The organism is Pseudomonas salomonii (assembly GCF_900107155.1).
In the GTDB taxonomy this organism is placed as follows: Bacteria; Pseudomonadota; Gammaproteobacteria; order Pseudomonadales; family Pseudomonadaceae; genus Aquipseudomonas; species Aquipseudomonas salomonii.
In genome coordinates, this window is sequence record NZ_FNOX01000006.1 from 371,065 (window position 1) to 386,819 (window position 15,755).

The window sequence follows — 15,755 nt, forward strand, 5'->3', positions numbered from 1 at the left end:
TGCAGGCATTGGCGGCTCTGAAGAGCCGCCAACGCTTTTGTTCGCCCTGAATTTGGACAGTGACTCATGACGATGCATGTTTTAAATACCCCGGTAAAACTGGGGCATCACACGCTGAATAACCGGGTTGTGCTGCCGCCCTTGACCCGTCAACGCAGTGCGCAACCGGGCGACATAGCTACCGACCTGATGGCCGAGTATTACCGTCAACGTGCCACTGCCGGTTTCATGGTCAGTGAAGGCACGCAGATCGAACCGCGTGGCCAGGGCTATGCGTGGACGCCGGGTATCTACACACCTGCGCAGATCCACGGCTGGCGTAAAGTTACCGAGGCGGTGCATGCCGATGGCGGGGTGATTTTCGCGCAGCTCTGGCATGTTGGCCGTGTGTCCCATAACGCGTTGCAGCCGGATGGCGCAGCACCCGTCGCACCGTCTGCGCTTGCGGCGCTGCAAGCGAAGGCGTTCATTGAAACCGGCCCTGGCGTCGGTGAGTTGAAACAGCCGCCGGTGCCGCGTGCATTGAGCGTGCTGGAGATTGAGGAACTGGTTGGGCACTACGCCCAGGCGGCACGCAATGCCTTGGACGCCGGGTTCGATGGCGTGGAAATCCATGCCGCCAATGGCTACCTGGTCAACCAGTTCATCTCGGCCCATGCCAACCAGCGCGACGACGAATACGGCGGCTCGTTGCACAATCGCCTGCGCTTTTTGCGCGAAATTGTTGAAGCCGTGACGGCCGTGGTCGGGCCTGAGCGCCTTGGCGTGCGTTTTTCGCCGTTGTTCAGCGGCACTGACCAGGACCGCGTGTATATCGGCCTGGTGGAGGAAGACCCGCATCACACCTATATCGAGGCGATCAAGGTGCTGGAGGCGTCCGGCATTGCCTATGTGTCCATCGCCGAAGCCGACTGGGACAACGCGCCTGACCTGCCTGAAACCTTCCGCCAGGCGGTGCGCAGCACTTTCAGCGGGCGGATCATTTACGCCGGGCGCTACACCGCTGAGCGTGGTGCAAAGCTGCTGGAGTCGGGGCTGGCGGACTTGATCGCCTTCGGTCGCCCGTTCATTGCCAACCCGGACCTGCCACAGCGGCTTTTCAACGGCTGGCCATTGAACCCGCTGCGGGCAGAAGGGATGTACGGCGGCTCGGCGCAGGGCTATACCGACTACCCGGTGTACGCTGAGTAATCACGCCACCCGCAGCACAATCTTGCCGATATGGTCGCCACCTTCCATTCGCGCATGGGCCTGGGCGGCGTCGGTGTATGCGTACACTTTGTCGATGATCGGCAGGCAGCGCCCGGCGGACAGCACCGGCCATATGTATTCGTGCAGCTGCTCAGCGATTGCGGCTTTCTCGTCCTTGGTGCGAGCGCGCAACAAGGAGCCGGTGATGACTGCGCGTTTACCGAGGATAGTCAGCAGGTCGACGTCATTGGCTTTGCCGCCGCCGAGGAAGCCCAGCATCACCAAGTGCCCGTCCATGGCCAGGGCCTTGAGGTTGTTGTTCAGGTAGGAGGCTCCCATGATGTCGAGGATCACATCGACGCCTTTGTCGCCGGTCTTCTTGGCGATGACCTCGGCAAAGTCCTGCTCGCGGTAATTGATCGGCTCGGCGCCCAGTTTGGCAATCGCCGCGCATTTGTCGGCACTGCCGGCGGTGGCGAACGCCTGGATGCCGAATTCCTGGCAGAGCATCAGCGCGGTGGTGCCGATGCCACTGGTGCCGCCGTGGATCAAGGCGCGTTGGCCTTTGTGCGCGCCACCCAGGCCGAACAAGTTGGCCCAGACAGTAAAAAAGGTTTCCGGCACGGCAGCGGCTTGAATCCAATCCATGCCTTCAGGCACCGGCAGTGCCTGGCTGGCGGGTACGGCGCAGAACTGTGCATAGCCGCCGCCATTGGTCAGGGCACAGACCCTGTCGCCCAGGCTGTATTCACTGACGCCGTCGCCCAGCGCCACCACTTCGCCGGCCACTTCCAGGCCCGGTATCGGGCTCATGCCGGGTTTCATTGGGTACTTGCCAGCGCGTTGCAGGGCATCGGGACGATTGACCCCGGCGGCGTGCACTTGAATCAGAATCTCGCCGGAGGCCGGTGAGGGCACTGCAACCTGACGGGGCTGAAGCACCTCAGGGCCGCCGAAGGTGGTGATTTCAATCTGGGTCATGTCGTGGGGCAGAGTCATGTTCTGGATACCTGTAGCGATGAGCGTATGAAGTAGGACCGCAGCCGGTGGTGGTTGATTCAACCGGGGTGGTCTGTGTGGCGCCCAGCATAGCCGGCTCGTTGCCATAAGGTCAGCACAGGCTTGCAAGCTCGGGCTCGGTTCTGGGAACACAATCGACGTCGGTTTCTTTTATGGACGTTGCAGATGAATGAATCTAAAAACCAGGCGCTTGGGCTGCTGTTTCTGCGAGTGAGCGCATCGCTGTTCTTGCTGTGGGTGCATGGGTTGCCCAAACTGCTCCACTACAGCCAGCAATTGACGCTGATCGAAGACCCGTTCCACCTGGGCGCCCATGTCACGTTGTGCCTGGCGATTGGCGCTGAAGTCGTCTGCCCGTTGTTGATTATCGCCGGGTTCTGGGTGCGCCTGGCCTGTTTGCCGATCCTCGCTGTGCTGCTGGTGGCGTTGCTGGTAGTGCACCCGGAGTGGTCGCTGTTTGAAGGGCAGTTTGGATGGCTGCTGTTGATCCTGTTTTCCAGCATTCTGATCGCAGGGCCCGGCCGCCTGGCACTTGATCGCGGTTGAGTCTGAACGAAAAAAGACCGGGCAAGCCCGGCCAAAGAAAGGAGAGGGTGACGCCGTTGCTTCAGCGGTTGAGGAAGGCCAACAGGTCTTCGTTTAACTGCTGGGTGTGAGTGGCGGCAAAACCAAGGGGCGCATCCTTGTACACCTTCAATTGCGCGCCTTTGATCATCTGCGCCGCCACCTTCCCGGTGGTCTCGAACGGCACGATCTGGTCGCCGTCACCGTGGATCACCAGGGTCGGCACATCGACCTTGGCCATGTCCGGGCGAAAGTCGGTTTCGGAGAATGCCGTGACGCAATCAACCGTCGATTTGAGCGATGCCAGCAAGGCAATCTGCAAGGTCTGGGTGAGCACGCCCGGCGAGACCTTCTGCCCCTGGTTGATGCCAAAGAACGGGGTATTGAAATCGCTGATAAATTGCGCGCGGTCCTTCAGCAGCCCGGCTTTGATACCGTCGAATACATCGGTGGGCACACCTTGCGGGTAGTCCGCTTTCTGACCAAAGATCGGCGTCACGGCACCCAGCAATACCAGGCCGGCTACGCGTGCGTTGCCATGGCGGGCGATGTAGCGAGCAACGTCGCCGCCGCCCATGGAGAAGCCCACCAGGGTCACGTCGGTGAGGTCCAGGTGTTCAATCAACTGGGCAATATCGTCGGCGAAGGTGTCGTAGTCATTGCCGGTCCAGGGTTGGTCGGACCGGCCAAAACCACGGCGGTCGAAAGCGATGGTGCGAAAGCCGCGGCTGCTCAGGTATTCCATCTGGTATTCCCACATATCCGCATCCAGCGGCCAGCCGTGGCTGAACAATACCGGTTTACCGCTGCCCCAGTCCTTGAAGTAGATCTGGGTACCGTCTTTGGCAACGAATGTGCTCATGCATAACTCCTTGATTGAGGGGGATGACTGCGCGTTACTATTGCCCTGTACCCGTCGAAGGGCTTGTACGCGTGTGCTTGCTTGGGTTTACCAACTGAATTTGAGTTCGACTCCCAGGTAATTGCTGTCGTCGCCACCGGCCTCGCGCAGGGTGCGGCCCACCGCGTAATGCACGGCTTCGACCGCGCCGGCAAGGTTCGGCGTGAAGGCGTAGTCGGTGCGCAACTGAGCGTAGGCGCCGGTCCAGCGTTCGCCTTGGCCTGCAGTGCCGGCAACGGGCAAGTTCGGTTGGGTATAGACCGCATCGTCGGTGGTCTGTCGCCAGAGCAGACCAATGGCAGACTGTACGCTTAGTTTGGGAAGGGGTTTGACGGTGATCGACGGTTTGACGTGGATCAGGTTGCTGTAGCCCGTATAGCCGGCCAGTGAAAAATAGTAGCCGTTGGGAAACAGCGGGTTGAACGTGCCGACGGTAGCGTCACCCGCTTTGCGGTCGCCGGAGGCGATATCCAGTTGCACGCCGAGCCGTGGTTGCCACGCCAGGCTCTCAAGCGTATAGCCCGTACGGCTGCCGGCGGCCCACGCCCGGATCGACTTGCTCCCCACCGACCCCCTTTGCAGCATCGCCTCGATGTCCCAGTCGAAGCCCTGGGCCGCGCCGCCCAGGCGGGCGTCGACAAACTGGCGGGTTTCCTCGCCGTCGGCGTCCAGGTAATGCGCAGCGCTGCGTTCATATACGCCGTAGTAGGCCGACAACTCATTGCTGCCGCCCACCAATCGCTCGACCCGCAGCAGGTGGAAGCGTGCGTCGCTGTTGGAGCGGTCGTCGAAATGTCTCTGGTCCTGATACTGCACCGGTTGGCTGGCGATCGCGATAAAACGCCAATGGGTGGTTTCCCAGTCGGCCCAGAGTGCATCGAACGACTGGCGCACATTCGGCCCATCCCGCGACGAGATAAACCGCTGCAAGTCGAAGGCGAAGTCCTGGCGGCCGATACGGCTTTTGAACGTCCCGCTGCTGAAGGTGTTTACGTACTCTGCAAACGCCAGCCGCAAGTCGACACGGTTCTGATCGGCACCACCCACTGTGGTTTTGTCGTACGCCCGAGCATCTTCGAGTTGGGTGAACACCCGCCAGTGTTCGTCCAGGTGCAGATCCGCGTGGACCTCAAAGCGCTGGATCAGGTAGCGATCACGCTGCACATCGCGCACGCCGAACCCGCTGGCATCGTTCATCTCGAAACGTTCGCGCAAGCTCGCGCCCAACGACAGGTACGTCATCGGGTTGGCGCTTGATAGCGGGATGTACTTCAAATTGTCCAACGGTTCTGTGCGCAGCAACGGGTCTTGCAGCACCGACCAGTTTTCCTGCCAGCGATTGGTTTTGAGCACCGGACGGGTGGCTTGCTCCTCGGCGTGGGCGCCGGCGGTGAGCAGCGGCCACAGCACGGCCAGGCCCCAGGGGGTACGACGATTCATTTTGCCGCGCTGAGCTGGTGAATTTCCGCGACGTATCCACCGGGAAATTCGACCATTGCGCTGCGCCGCCCTTTGCTTGCGAACGCCGGTACCAGCACAGTGGCCCCAGAGCCTGTGGCTTTGGCCAGGGTGGCCGTCAGGTCGTCGACCTGGTAACCGGTGGTCTCATGGCCGAACGGGTAGGGCAGTTGGCCATTGGTCACCAGTACGGCCATGCGTCCGAACGGCGATTGCAGGTCGACACGCCGGTAGAGGCCGCCCTGGCCGATATCGATACCCGGCGCGTGTTTGTCGTCAGTCAGGACTTTGCCATGGGAAAAGCCGAGGAACGCTTTGATAAACGCATCGGCCCGTTCGGCAGGCAGGTAGACGCGGTTTTCCGGCACCGTCTGGAACCCTGCGTAGTTCGGGGCCTGGGTGTGCCAGTAGAGCTGCATGTTCACACCGCCTGGCCACTGCACCACGGCATCGCGGCCGATGGGGTCGGGAAAGTCACTGACAATCACGGCTGCACCATTTTCCCGCGCGGCCTTGAGGGCCACGTCCATGTCCTTGACCAGGTAACCGTTGCGCTCCTGGCCAAACGGATGCGGTATGGGGGTGCTGAAGCCAAACAGTGACACCGTACCGACCGGCGTCTGCAGCAGTTGCGAGGTGGTACTGCTTGGCACTGGCAGTACGTTCACCACCACCTGTGGGGTACTTTTGCCACCGAAGGTCGCCAGGAAGCTTGTGGCAAAGCGGTCCACATCAGCCGGTGCCACGTAGACGTGGCTGGTGTCGTACTGCGGCGCCACTGCCACGCTCGGCGTTGCCGCAAACGCGCTGTTCATCATGGCCCCGGCCAACAGCGTCAATGCCAGGCTTACCCGATTCGCTTTTCTACCCATGCCTGCTCTCCAGCCGATTTTGGAAAGTCAGAAGCTTAGGCGGCCTGCCTGGATGCGAATTGTATGGGCGTGCTTGATGGCGCACTTGAGGCAGGAAAGTCACAGGGCATGACCGCTGGGTTTTTCAGCGCGCACCCTCTTTATTATCACGCCACCTTAATAATCTTCGACACCAACTCCACCACCGTCTTGGCCTGCAACTTTCTCATCAAGCGCGCGCGGTGCACCTCCACCGTGCGGTGGGAGATCGCCAGGCGCAAGGCGATTTCCTTGGACTTGAGGCCATTGACGATGTGCATGGCGATTTCCCGCTCCCGTGGCGTGAGATCGCCGGTGCCCTGGTGCGTGCGGTCCAGGCGCTCGAAGTGCCAGATCATCAGTTTGAATGGGTCTTTGGGCGTGAGGGTGTAACCGTGGGACTTGGCCCAGAACACTTCGCCGTTGTGGTGCTGCATGAAACGCTCGTCGGAGTAGAAACCGTTTTCGCTTTCCAGCAGCCATTCATGGCTGCGCTTGCCAATGGCGTGGTAGTCCGCCTGGGAAGGGTAGATCAGCAGCGTCAGTTGGTTGACCAATGCGTCGCGCGAATAGCCGAACAATTGCAGGAAGGCTTCATTACAGTCGACCATTACGCGGTTGCGGGTGACCAGTTGCGGCGCGGGGGAGAGTTGGAACGCCAGGCGTTCTATGTCATGGAACTGCTGTGCAAACGCGTTCATTGGGCATCCTGCCTCGTCGCTTTTCTCAACTGGGGCTACTTAGCCATGTAAGTAGTTGCACGAATTGGCGCGCGGCCAACGGTGGGTCATTGTAGGTAAATGTCCGCACCAAAAATAGAAGAAATTGATTATGCCAGCTGATTGCGTCTCCATTGTTGCTGCCGGTCATTCACGTTTCGGTCGCCTTGAAGGCACCCGCCTGGAGGATCTGATCGTACAGGTCACCCGCGAAGCCCTGAAGGACGCGGCAATTGACGCGAGCGAGATCGACGCGTTATTACTTGGCCACTTCAATTCGGGGTTGGTGCCCGATGGGTTCCCGGCCTCGCTGCTGCTGCAGGCCGACCCTGGGCTGCGCTTCAAACCGGCGACCCGCTGTGAAAACGCCTGCGCGTCCGGGTCGGCGGCGATCCTGGCCGGGGTTCAGGCGATCCTGTCCGGCAGCGCCGAGCTGGTACTGGTGGTGGGCGCCGAAAAGATGACCCACACCACCACCGCCGAGGTGACCCAGGCCCTGGCCGGTGCCGGCTATCAGAACGACCCGGCCGAAGCAGGCTTGAGTTTCCCGCAGTTGTTCGGCCGTGCGGCGCGTCAGTATGCCGAGCGCTACCACTGCCCGTTGGGCTCGATGGCGGCCATCGCCACCAAGAACCATTCCAACGCCATGGCCAACCCGCTGGCGCAGATGCACCGGGTGATGGATTTCGAACACTGCAACAACGTGTCCCAGAGCAACCCGTTTGTGGCCGATTCGCTGCGCCTGACCGATTGCTCGCTGATCAGCGACGGCGCCGCCGCGATCATCCTGGCTTCGCCGAAACGTGCGCGCGCGTTTCGCCGTGATGTACAGATTCGCACACTGACCCAGGTCAACGATTGCCTGCCGATTGCCCAGCGCGACATCCTCGCCTTTGAAGGCCCGCAACGCGCGATCCATACGGCGTTGCGCGGGGCGAACATCACCCTGGCCGACCTGAGTTTTGCCGAGGTACATGATTGCTTCACCATCGCCGAGCTGCTGATCTACGAAGCCATGGGCCTGGCGCCCAAAGGCGAGGGGCACCGTGTGCTTGACAGCGGCGTGGTGCGCGCGGGCGGGCGGTTGCCGGTGAACCTGTCCGGCGGGCTCAAGGCCAAGGGGCATCCGGTGGGCGCCACCGGCGTGTCGATGCATGCCCTGGCGTTTCGCCAATTGACCGGCGAGCCGATCGGCCTGGCAGTGCCTAACCCCGAGTTCGGTTTGGTGTTCAACATGGGCGGGATGGCCGTGGCCAACTATGCCTCGGTGCTGCACGCGCGTCGGAGCTGAGCCATGAACATTGCCAACTGGCTGCACGACACCCAGCGCCGCGACCCGCAACGCCCGGCGTTGTTTGAAGGCACGCGGCACGTCGCCGACTACGCAACCTTCGCCGCCCATGTCCGCCAACGCGCCGCGCAACTGGTCGATCAATATGGCCTGGTGCCGGGCGATGCGGTGGCGCTGTTGATGAAAAACAGCTGCGACTACCTGGAAGTGCTCTACGCCGTCTGGTGGCTGGGCGGCGTGGTGGTGCCGATCAACGCCAAACTGCACCCGGCAGAAGCCGCGTGGATTGCCACCCATGCCGAGGCTCGCTTGATTTTTACCGACGGCGGCCGGGTCTTCGCGTCATCCCGCGACTTGCCTGCGCGCTGCAAGGAACTGGACGCTCACACGCTGCCGCCGACCCGTGGCTGGCCGACCCTGGAGCAGCCGGTGCCGCGCCAGGATCAGGACCTGGCCTGGCTGTTCTACACCTCCGGCACCACCGGGCGCTCCAAGGGCGTGATGCTGTCCCACGGCAACCTGGTCGCCATGTCGCTGTGTTACCCCACGGATGTCGACCCGGTGCGTGCCGACGACGCAGCCGTGTATGCCGCGCCGATGTCCCACGGGGCGGGGCTGTATAACTTTATCCATGTGCGCTGCGGTGCACGGCATGTGGTGCCGGCTTCCGGCGGTTTTGATGCCGGCGAACTGTTTGGCCTGGCTACGGAGCTGGGCAATGTATCGCTGTTTGCCGCGCCGACCATGGTCAAGCGCATGGTCGAACAGGCGCGGCGCCAGGGTTATGGCGGCGACGGCATCAAGACCATCGTCTACGGGGGCGGGCCGATGTACCTGGCCGACCTGTGCGAGGCGCTCGACACCTTCGGCCCGCGCTTGGTGCAGATCTACGGCCAGGGTGAAAGCCCGATGACCATCAGCGTATTGCCCCGCACCCTGATCGCGGACCGCCAGCGCCCAGGCTGGTCAACCCTGGCGGCCTCCGTTGGCCATGCGCAAGCCTGTGTGGAAATCCGTATTCTGGATGCCCGGCACCAGCCGCTGCCGACCGGCGAGCGCGGTGAGATTGCCGTGCGCGGCGCCACGGTGATGCAAGGTTATTGGCGCAACCCGCAGGCCTCCGCGCAAACCCTGGTCGATGGCTGGCTGCTCACCGGCGACATCGGCTTTCTCGACCCGGCCGGCTACCTGACCCTCACCGATCGTTCCAAAGACGTGATCATCAGCGGCGGCAGCAATGTGTACCCGCGTGAAGTCGAGGAAGTGCTGGTGCAGCATCCCGAGGTGTCCGAGGTGTGTGTGGTGGGCGAGCCGGACGCGCAATGGGGCGAGTCAGTGGTGGCCTTTGTGGTCACACGCAGCGGGCAGGCATTGGATGAGGCCGAACTCACCGCGTGGTTTCTGGAGCGCATGGCGTCATTCAAGAAACCCAAAAAGTATGTGTTCAGAGCCGATTTGCCGAAGAACAGCTACGGCAAAACCCTCAAGACCGACTTGCGGCAGTGGTTGAAAGCAGCGAGTATCGCCGCGCTTTCCTAGCTTTTCATGGACAGAACAACCGACAAGGAGTCCCTTCGATGGGCAATACAGCGCAAGACACGCAGCGCAAGCGCCGCCGTGCATTTCTCGGTGCCACCTCGGGCCACCTGATCGAGTGGTATGACTATGGCGTCTACGGCTTTCTCGCCGTGTACATCGGCCAGGCGTTTTTCGTCTCCGATGACCCCACCACCAGCCTGCTCGCCAGTTTCGCGGCGTTCGCCCTGAGCTTCTTTATCCGGCCGCTGGGCGGGCTGTTCTTCGGCCCGCTGGCGGACAAGATCGGCCGGCGCAAAACCCTGATCATGGCGCTGGTGATGATGACCGGCTCCACCGTAATGCTGGGCCTGTTGCCCACTTACGCGACCCTGGGCATCGCCGCGCCGATCCTGCTGATTCTGGTGCGCTGCGTGCAGGGCTTTTCGGCGGGCGGCGAAATCGGCACCGTCACCAGTTTTATCTCCGAATACGCCGGCCCCGGCCGCCGTGGTTTTGCCACGTGCTGGTTGATGGTCACCGCCGTGCTCGGCCTGCTGCTGGGTGGCGCCGTGGCGAACGGCATGACCTGGATTCTGGGCGCCGACACGATGCAGGAATGGGCCTGGCGCGTGCCGTTCCTGATCGCGGCGCCGCTGGGGTTTATCTCCATGTATATCCGCCTCAAGCTCGAAGACAGCCCGGAGTTTCTGGCCCTGCAACGCGCCGGGCAAACCTCCCGCGCGCCGCTGCGCGAGGTCTGGCAGTGGAAACGCGCCATCGCCCTGGTGTTCTTCATCATCACCTTGCACAGCTCGATCTTTTACCTGGTACTGACCTTCGCCTCGACCTACATGGCCAAGATCCTCAAGTTCGACAGCGGCACCACCTTGCTCTATGTGTTTGTCGCCAGCTTCTCGGCGGCATTCGTGATGCCGTTTGGTGGCGCCTTCACCGACAAATACGGGCGCAAGCCGTTTCTGATGGTGATCGGCACTTTGGCCACGCTGGCGATGTTCTGGCTGTTCAAATCGGCACCCACCGCCACGCCCGCGTCGTTCTTCGCGCCGTTGATGGCCGTGGCGATCCTGTTCGGGCTGTACGCCTCATCCACCTACGCGCTGATGAGTGAACTGCTGCCGACGCGCATCCGCTCCACCGGGATTGCCGTGGCCTATAACGTGCCAGTCGCGGTGTTTGGTGGCAGCGCGCCGTTGATCTCCACCTGGCTGATCAAGGTGACGGGCGACATCACTTCACCGTGGTACTTCTACGTGGCCACCGGTGTGGTGTCGCTGATTGCCCTGGTGGTGTTGCGCAAAGAGGACTTTGTTGCCAGCGCTGGCCCGGTGGTCGCGCCGCCTGCGGCTGCGGCACTGGCCTGATCGCTCAGGGGCGTTGGGGTTTGACCGACGTCCTGTTTCGTGTGTGTTGTAATATATTGAGACAACCCCGCCAGTCTCCGCTGACTGCGCCACGAAACAGAGTGAATTGTGATGCAGGCCACCCGCTTGACCTTGATTTGCCATGCCGTCACGCCGCTGCAAAAGTACGGGCGTTTTCCCGATGACGAGTCTGTGGCGATGGATTGGCAAGGTGCGGCGCTATCCCTGGCCGGGCGTTTCAAGAAAACCCTGCGGTTAGTCAGCGCGCCCGAGGCCAGAACCCGTCAGACCGCGGGCCTGTTCGGTGCCGAGGCGCAGATCGAAAATGCTTTGCGTGACGCTGATTTCGGCGCCTGGAAAGGCCAGGCCATTGATCAGTTGGCCCCCGACGCGTTGGCGGCCTCGATGACCGACAGCACCGCCGCACCCCATGGCGGTGAATCGGTAGAGCAGCTCTGCACGCGGGTTGGGCACTGGCTCAAATCCCTCGAAAGCCACCCCGGCCATGTCGTGGCCGTCACGCACCCCTTTGTGATCCGCGCCGCCCTGCTGTACGTCATGCAGTTTCCCCTCTCGAAGTTCTACTTGATCGACGTCGAGCCGCTGTCCGCCACCGAGCTGCGTTTCAACTCGGTGTGGCGCCTGCGCCTGGAAACTCACGCCGAGTGCCATGAACGTGGCAAAATCCACGCCCCGTAATGAGAGCACCCCATGAAACGCATCCTGATCATCGGCATTGGCGCCGGCAACCCTGACTACATCACGATGCAGGCCGTAAAGGCGCTGAACCGCACCGACGTGTTTTTCCTGATGGACAAGGGCCAGAGCAAAGACAAGTTGATCGACCTGCGCCGCGAGATCTGCGAGACCTACATCACCGAGCCCGGTTACCGTTTCGTCGAGGCCGATTGCCCCGAGCGCGTGCGCGGTGATATCGACTACACCACCGCCGTGCAGGACCTGAACCGCGACAAACAGCACACGTTCGAGCGCATGATCAACGAGCACATGGCCGACGGTGAAGTGGGCGCTTTCCTGGCCTGGGGCGACCCGGCGCTGTACGACAGCACCATCCGCATCCTGCAGGCGATTCTGGCCAGCGGCCGTTGTGCGTTCGAGTTCGAAGTAATCCCCGGCATCACCAGTGTGCAGGCCCTGGCGGCCCAGCATAAGGTGGCGCTCAACCGCATCGGCCGCTCCATCGAGATCACCACCGGGCGCCGGCTGGCGGCGGGGCAGGCGAGTGATGCCGATACCTTGGTGGTGATGCTCGATGCCGAGGACTCCTACCGCACTGTGGCCGATCAGGATATGGATATTTATTGGGGCGCCTACCTGGGCACGCCGGATGAAATACTGATCAGCGGCAAAGTCAGCGAAGTGACCGACGAAATCCAACGGGTGCGCAAGGCCGCGCGCCTGGAAAATGGCTGGATCATGGACACGTATCTGTTGCGCAAACCCTGAGGTTGATGCCCATGTTCAAACAGTTCGCCCTGGCGCTGGCGTTGGTCGCCGGTGCCGCCCACGCCGATGATTCCTTGCACACCGACTTGCCCTTGGCGTACCTGGAGCAGACGCAGAGTGATGCGCGCAACCAGCCGCTGGTGATCTTTCTGCACGGGTTTGGCAGTAACGAGCAAGACTTGTTTGGCATCAAGGACGCGTTGCCGTCCACCTGGACCTATGTGTCGGCCCGCGCGCCGATGCCGGTGGACCCCAGCGGTTATCGCTGGTTTGCCAGGAAATCCGGTGAAGGCGACTACGACGGCGAGACTGCGGATTTGCAACGCAGCGCCAAGCTGATTGAGGATTTTGTCAGCAAGGCCACGGCCAAGTACCACACCCACAGTGATCGGGTGTTCCTGGTGGGGTTCAGCCAGGGCGCGATCATGGCCTATGAAGTGGGCTTGCGACAGCCTGCCAGGGTACGCGGGATTGCGGCGTTGAGTGGCAGCGTGTTGCCGGTGCTCAAGGCTGAGCTCAAGCCTGATGAGTCATTGAATAGGCTGGCGATTTTTATCGGCCATGGCACCTTGGATCAGGCGCTGCCGTATGCGTCGGCCACCCGCGCCAATGAGGTGTTGCTGGGGCTGGGGTTGAAGCCTGAGTTTCATGGGTATGTGGGCATGCCGCATACCGTGAGCGAGGCTGAAATACAGGACCTCAAGGCTTGGCTGGAAAATAGTTTGAAGTAAATGAAGATCAAAATGTGGGAGCGGGCTTGCTCGCTCCCACATTAGATATGATCGTTCCCACGCTCTGCGTGGGAATGCAGCCCTGGACGCTCCGCGTCTGCTTTTGAAGGTCATGACGCGAAGCGTCACAGGAGGCATTCCCACGCAGAGCGTGGGAACGATCGTTGTACTACTTGCCGCCGGTAATCTGCTTCACCAACTCGGCATGCCCTTTCACATCATCGGCCCGCGAAATCGCCTGGATCACCAGCAGATGGTTGCCCGAACCGCCGAGGAACGTGGAGTTCAACGTCTTGCCACCGCCCTGGGTCGCCGTGCTGTCCACCTGGCGCAGGCCCAGGCCTTTGAACGTCAGCTTCTTCTCGTTTTGCTTCTTGAAGTCGGGCAGGGCAGCGCTCTGATCCTTGACGAAGTCCGCCACGGCGCCATCAAGGAACTGCGGGTCATTGTCCTTGATACTTGCCCCGTCGTTACGCACGGTTTCGGCGACGATCACTACACTTTTCGTGGTCGCGTTGGCGTACAGCGTGCCTTGAGTGTCGGCGGTGCCATCCTCGACCTTGCCGGTTGGCAGCGTGTCAGCGACGAACGCCTTGGGCAAGTTGAAGGTGAATTTGCCGCCCAAGGTCGAGATGGTCTGGGTGGCAGGGGACTTGCTGGCGGCGAACACGCTACCGGCGGTAAGCGCAAGGGCCAGCAGGACGGCGGTCTTGGTGAAAGTGGCCATGAAGCGCTCCAAGGATGAACGAAATTGCGGCGTATTCTGTCAGAAATTTCGCAATGTCGTTCATCCGTAAGCTCACACCTTATCGGACTCCTCCTCAAGCCGGTCCATCTCAAACAGGCGCGCCAGTTCCGTGCGGGCTTCCTGGGCCGATTGCAGTACTTTGGCCGCGTCGTCATACACCGCGTGCTGAGCGGCGAGTAGCTGATGGTCGTGGTTTTTGAATCGATCGATGCGCGCGTCAGCCTGGGCCTGGCTCAAGCCCAGGCCGACCAGGGTGCGCCGGCTCATTTCCAGGCTGGAGTAGAAGGTCTCGCGTACCGGCGAGGCGTCCAGGTCGACCAGGCGATGAACGTGCTGGCGGTTGCGCGCGCGGGCGATGATTTTCATGTGTGGGTAGAGGCTGCGCACCAGGGCGGCGGTCTTGATGTTGATCTCCGGGTCATCCATGGCGATCACGAAAAACTCGGCCTGGTCGACCTTGGCCGCATGCAGGATTTCCGGGCGCTGCGGGTCGCCGTAGAACACCGGCATGCCACCGAAACTGCGGGTCAGCTCGATGGTTTCCACCGAGGTGTCGAGAGCAATAAACGAAATGTTCTGCGCGCGCAGAATCCGCGCGACGATCTGGCCCATACGGCCCATACCGGCGATCACCACGCGGGGCGCGTCACTTTCGATGGTGCGGTATTCCTCCGGCACTTCCACCGACTTGGCCTTGGGCTTGAACAGCTTGGGGCACACCAACAACAGCAGCGGCGTCACGGCCATGGACAGGGTGATGGTCAGCACCAGCACATCGTAAAGGTGCGGCTCGAACAGGCCCTGGTCGCGGCCGATCTTGAACACCACAAAGGCGAACTCACCGCCTGCGGCCAGTACCACACCGAGGCGCAAAGCGCTTTCGCGGTTGAGGTCACCCACCCACCGGCCCACGGCGTACAGCAGCGGCAGTTTCAGGCCAATCAGCAGCAGGGTCAGGCCGATCACTATCAGCGGCGTGCTGAGCAGCAGGCTGAGGTTGGCGCCCATGCCCACGCTGATAAAAAACAGGCCCAGCAGCAGGCCCTTGAACGGCTCGATCTGGGATTCCAGTTCGTGGCGGTACTCCGAATCGGCCAGCAACAGCCCGGCGAGGAACGCACCGAGGGCCATGGACACGCCCACCAATTCCATCAACCAGGCGGTGCCGATCACCACCAGCAGCGCGGTGGCGGTGGACACTTCGCGCAGGCCGGTCTTGGCGACGATACGAAACACCGGGCGCAACAGGTAACGCCCGCCGATGATCACCACGGCGATGCTGCCCAGAATCTGCAGCACATGTTGCACGCCCTGGGCTTCGGTCGTCGGGTGATCACTGCCGGCCAGCAGCGGCACCATGGCGATCAGCGGGATCGCCGCGATGTCCTGGAACAGCAGGATGGCAAAGGCCAGGCGCCCGTGGGGTTGGTTGAGCTCCTTGCGTTCGGCCAGGCTTTGCAGGCCAAACGCAGTGGAGGACAGCGCCAGGCCCAGGCCCAGCACGATTGCGCTGTTCCAGGGTTGGCCAAACAGCCACAACGCCACCACGCCCATCACCACGCCGGTGAGCACCACCTGGGCCAGGCCGACGCCGAACACCGCCTTGCGCATCACCCATAAACGTTTGGGCGACAGCTCCAGGCCAATGATAAACAGCAGCAACACCACGCCCAATTCAGAAAACTGCGCCACGCTTTGCGGGTTGCCTATCAGGCCCAGCACCGACGGGCCGATGATCACGCCGGCAAACAAATAGCCCAGCACGGCGCCCAGTTGCAGGCGCTTGGCCAAAGGCACGGTCAACACAGCGGCGAGCAGGAACACCACGGCTGCTTGTAACAGGTTGCCTTCATGGGGCATTGAGATCTCCCAGAT

15 protein-coding genes are annotated in these 15,755 nt (G+C 61.8%); 8 read left to right on the forward strand and 7 right to left on the reverse strand.

Going from position 1 to position 15,755, the window contains the following annotated elements; all coding sequences use genetic code 11:
- Nucleotides 1-66: 66 nt before the first annotated feature.
- A complete protein-coding gene (locus BLV67_RS16205; RefSeq protein ID WP_069787231.1) occupies nucleotides 67-1,191 on the forward strand; it encodes an alkene reductase in 1,125 nt (374 codons plus the stop codon).
- Here the strand turns inward: BLV67_RS16205 and BLV67_RS16210 are convergent, their stop codons facing one another.
- A complete protein-coding gene (locus tag BLV67_RS16210; RefSeq protein ID WP_069787230.1) occupies nucleotides 1,192-2,190 on the reverse strand; it encodes an NAD(P)H-quinone oxidoreductase in 999 nt (332 codons plus the stop codon). It lies immediately after the preceding gene.
- A 186-nt stretch (nucleotides 2,191-2,376) separates the two neighbouring features.
- On the opposite strand from BLV67_RS16210, the gene BLV67_RS16215 reads away from it, so the two are divergent.
- Complete coding sequence (locus tag BLV67_RS16215; RefSeq protein WP_065932127.1) at nucleotides 2,377-2,757, forward strand: DoxX family protein; 381 nt, start codon at nucleotides 2,377-2,379, stop codon at nucleotides 2,755-2,757.
- A gap of 61 nt (nucleotides 2,758-2,818) precedes the next feature.
- On the opposite strand, the gene BLV67_RS16220 is transcribed toward BLV67_RS16215, so the two are convergent.
- The 4 genes from BLV67_RS16220 to BLV67_RS16235 form a co-directional block, all read right to left on the reverse strand.
- Entirely contained in the window at nucleotides 2,819-3,637 is an 819-nt protein-coding gene (locus BLV67_RS16220) for an alpha/beta fold hydrolase (protein ID WP_069787229.1), read from the reverse strand.
- An 87-nt stretch (nucleotides 3,638-3,724) separates the two neighbouring features.
- Nucleotides 3,725-5,116: an alginate export family protein gene (locus tag BLV67_RS16225; RefSeq protein WP_069787228.1), complete on the reverse strand. Its 1,392-nt coding sequence runs from the start codon at nucleotides 5,114-5,116 to the stop codon at nucleotides 3,725-3,727.
- On the reverse strand, nucleotides 5,113-6,006 hold the full coding sequence (locus BLV67_RS16230; RefSeq protein WP_069787227.1) for a VOC family protein: 894 nt from the start codon (nucleotides 6,004-6,006) through the stop codon (nucleotides 5,113-5,115). Before BLV67_RS16230 ends, BLV67_RS16225 begins: the two co-directional genes overlap by 4 nt.
- Before the next feature lie 146 nt (nucleotides 6,007-6,152).
- Nucleotides 6,153-6,725, reverse strand: a complete 573-nt coding sequence (locus BLV67_RS16235) for a LuxR C-terminal-related transcriptional regulator (RefSeq protein ID WP_056859407.1) — start codon at nucleotides 6,723-6,725, stop codon at nucleotides 6,153-6,155.
- A 130-nt stretch (nucleotides 6,726-6,855) separates the two neighbouring features.
- Here BLV67_RS16235 and BLV67_RS16240 point away from each other — a divergent pair, with 130 nt between their 5' ends.
- The 6 genes from BLV67_RS16240 (at nucleotide 6,856) to BLV67_RS16265 (ending at nucleotide 13,132) form a co-directional block, all read left to right on the forward strand.
- Nucleotides 6,856-8,034, forward strand: coding sequence for an acetyl-CoA acetyltransferase (locus tag BLV67_RS16240; RefSeq protein WP_069787226.1), 1,179 nt, complete (start codon nucleotides 6,856-6,858; stop codon nucleotides 8,032-8,034).
- A gap of 3 nt (nucleotides 8,035-8,037) precedes the next feature.
- Entirely contained in the window at nucleotides 8,038-9,573 is a 1,536-nt protein-coding gene (locus BLV67_RS16245) for a class I adenylate-forming enzyme family protein (RefSeq protein WP_069787225.1), read from the forward strand.
- A 38-nt stretch (nucleotides 9,574-9,611) separates the two neighbouring features.
- On the forward strand, nucleotides 9,612-10,934 hold the full coding sequence (locus BLV67_RS16250; RefSeq protein WP_065932122.1) for an MFS transporter: 1,323 nt from the start codon (nucleotides 9,612-9,614) through the stop codon (nucleotides 10,932-10,934).
- A 111-nt stretch (nucleotides 10,935-11,045) separates the two neighbouring features.
- Nucleotides 11,046-11,633, forward strand: a complete 588-nt coding sequence (locus BLV67_RS16255) for a histidine phosphatase family protein (RefSeq protein WP_069787224.1) — start codon at nucleotides 11,046-11,048, stop codon at nucleotides 11,631-11,633.
- A 12-nt stretch (nucleotides 11,634-11,645) separates the two neighbouring features.
- Nucleotides 11,646-12,401 (forward strand): precorrin-6A synthase (deacetylating), encoded by a 756-nt coding sequence (cobF, locus tag BLV67_RS16260; protein ID WP_069787223.1) that lies wholly within the window; start codon nucleotides 11,646-11,648, stop codon nucleotides 12,399-12,401.
- An 11-nt stretch (nucleotides 12,402-12,412) separates the two neighbouring features.
- Complete coding sequence (locus BLV67_RS16265) at nucleotides 12,413-13,132, forward strand: alpha/beta hydrolase (RefSeq protein ID WP_069787222.1); 720 nt, start codon at nucleotides 12,413-12,415, stop codon at nucleotides 13,130-13,132.
- Nucleotides 13,133-13,301: 169 nt separating this feature from the next.
- On the opposite strand, the gene BLV67_RS16270 is transcribed toward BLV67_RS16265, so the two are convergent.
- Nucleotides 13,302-13,859: a DcrB/PsbP domain-containing protein gene (locus tag BLV67_RS16270; protein ID WP_056859400.1), complete on the reverse strand. Its 558-nt coding sequence runs from the start codon at nucleotides 13,857-13,859 to the stop codon at nucleotides 13,302-13,304.
- Between the two features lie 72 nt (nucleotides 13,860-13,931).
- A complete protein-coding gene (locus BLV67_RS16275; RefSeq protein WP_069787221.1) occupies nucleotides 13,932-15,740 on the reverse strand; it encodes a monovalent cation:proton antiporter-2 (CPA2) family protein in 1,809 nt (602 codons plus the stop codon).
- Nucleotides 15,741-15,755: the final 15 nt, after the last annotated feature.

Coding starts and splice junctions, on each gene's coding strand:
- BLV67_RS16220 (WP_069787229.1), bottom strand. CDS start 3,637: ATGAGCACATTCGTTGCCAAAGACGGTACCCAGATCTACTTCAAGGAC.
- BLV67_RS16230 (WP_069787227.1), bottom strand. CDS start 6,006: ATGGGTAGAAAAGCGAATCGGGTAAGCCTGGCATTGACGCTGTTGGCC.
- cobF (WP_069787223.1), top strand. CDS start 11,646: ATGAAACGCATCCTGATCATCGGCATTGGCGCCGGCAACCCTGACTAC.
- BLV67_RS16240 (WP_069787226.1), top strand. CDS start 6,856: ATGCCAGCTGATTGCGTCTCCATTGTTGCTGCCGGTCATTCACGTTTC.
- BLV67_RS16235 (WP_056859407.1), bottom strand. CDS start 6,725: ATGAACGCGTTTGCACAGCAGTTCCATGACATAGAACGCCTGGCGTTC.
- BLV67_RS16250 (WP_065932122.1), top strand. CDS start 9,612: ATGGGCAATACAGCGCAAGACACGCAGCGCAAGCGCCGCCGTGCATTT.
- BLV67_RS16255 (WP_069787224.1), top strand. CDS start 11,046: ATGCAGGCCACCCGCTTGACCTTGATTTGCCATGCCGTCACGCCGCTG.
- BLV67_RS16205 (WP_069787231.1), top strand. CDS start 67: ATGACGATGCATGTTTTAAATACCCCGGTAAAACTGGGGCATCACACG.
- BLV67_RS16265 (WP_069787222.1), top strand. CDS start 12,413: ATGTTCAAACAGTTCGCCCTGGCGCTGGCGTTGGTCGCCGGTGCCGCC.
- BLV67_RS16275 (WP_069787221.1), bottom strand. CDS start 15,740: ATGCCCCATGAAGGCAACCTGTTACAAGCAGCCGTGGTGTTCCTGCTC.
- BLV67_RS16245 (WP_069787225.1), top strand. CDS start 8,038: ATGAACATTGCCAACTGGCTGCACGACACCCAGCGCCGCGACCCGCAA.
- BLV67_RS16215 (WP_065932127.1), top strand. CDS start 2,377: ATGAATGAATCTAAAAACCAGGCGCTTGGGCTGCTGTTTCTGCGAGTG.
- BLV67_RS16270 (WP_056859400.1), bottom strand. CDS start 13,859: ATGGCCACTTTCACCAAGACCGCCGTCCTGCTGGCCCTTGCGCTTACC.
- BLV67_RS16210 (WP_069787230.1), bottom strand. CDS start 2,190: ATGACTCTGCCCCACGACATGACCCAGATTGAAATCACCACCTTCGGC.
- BLV67_RS16225 (WP_069787228.1), bottom strand. CDS start 5,116: ATGAATCGTCGTACCCCCTGGGGCCTGGCCGTGCTGTGGCCGCTGCTC.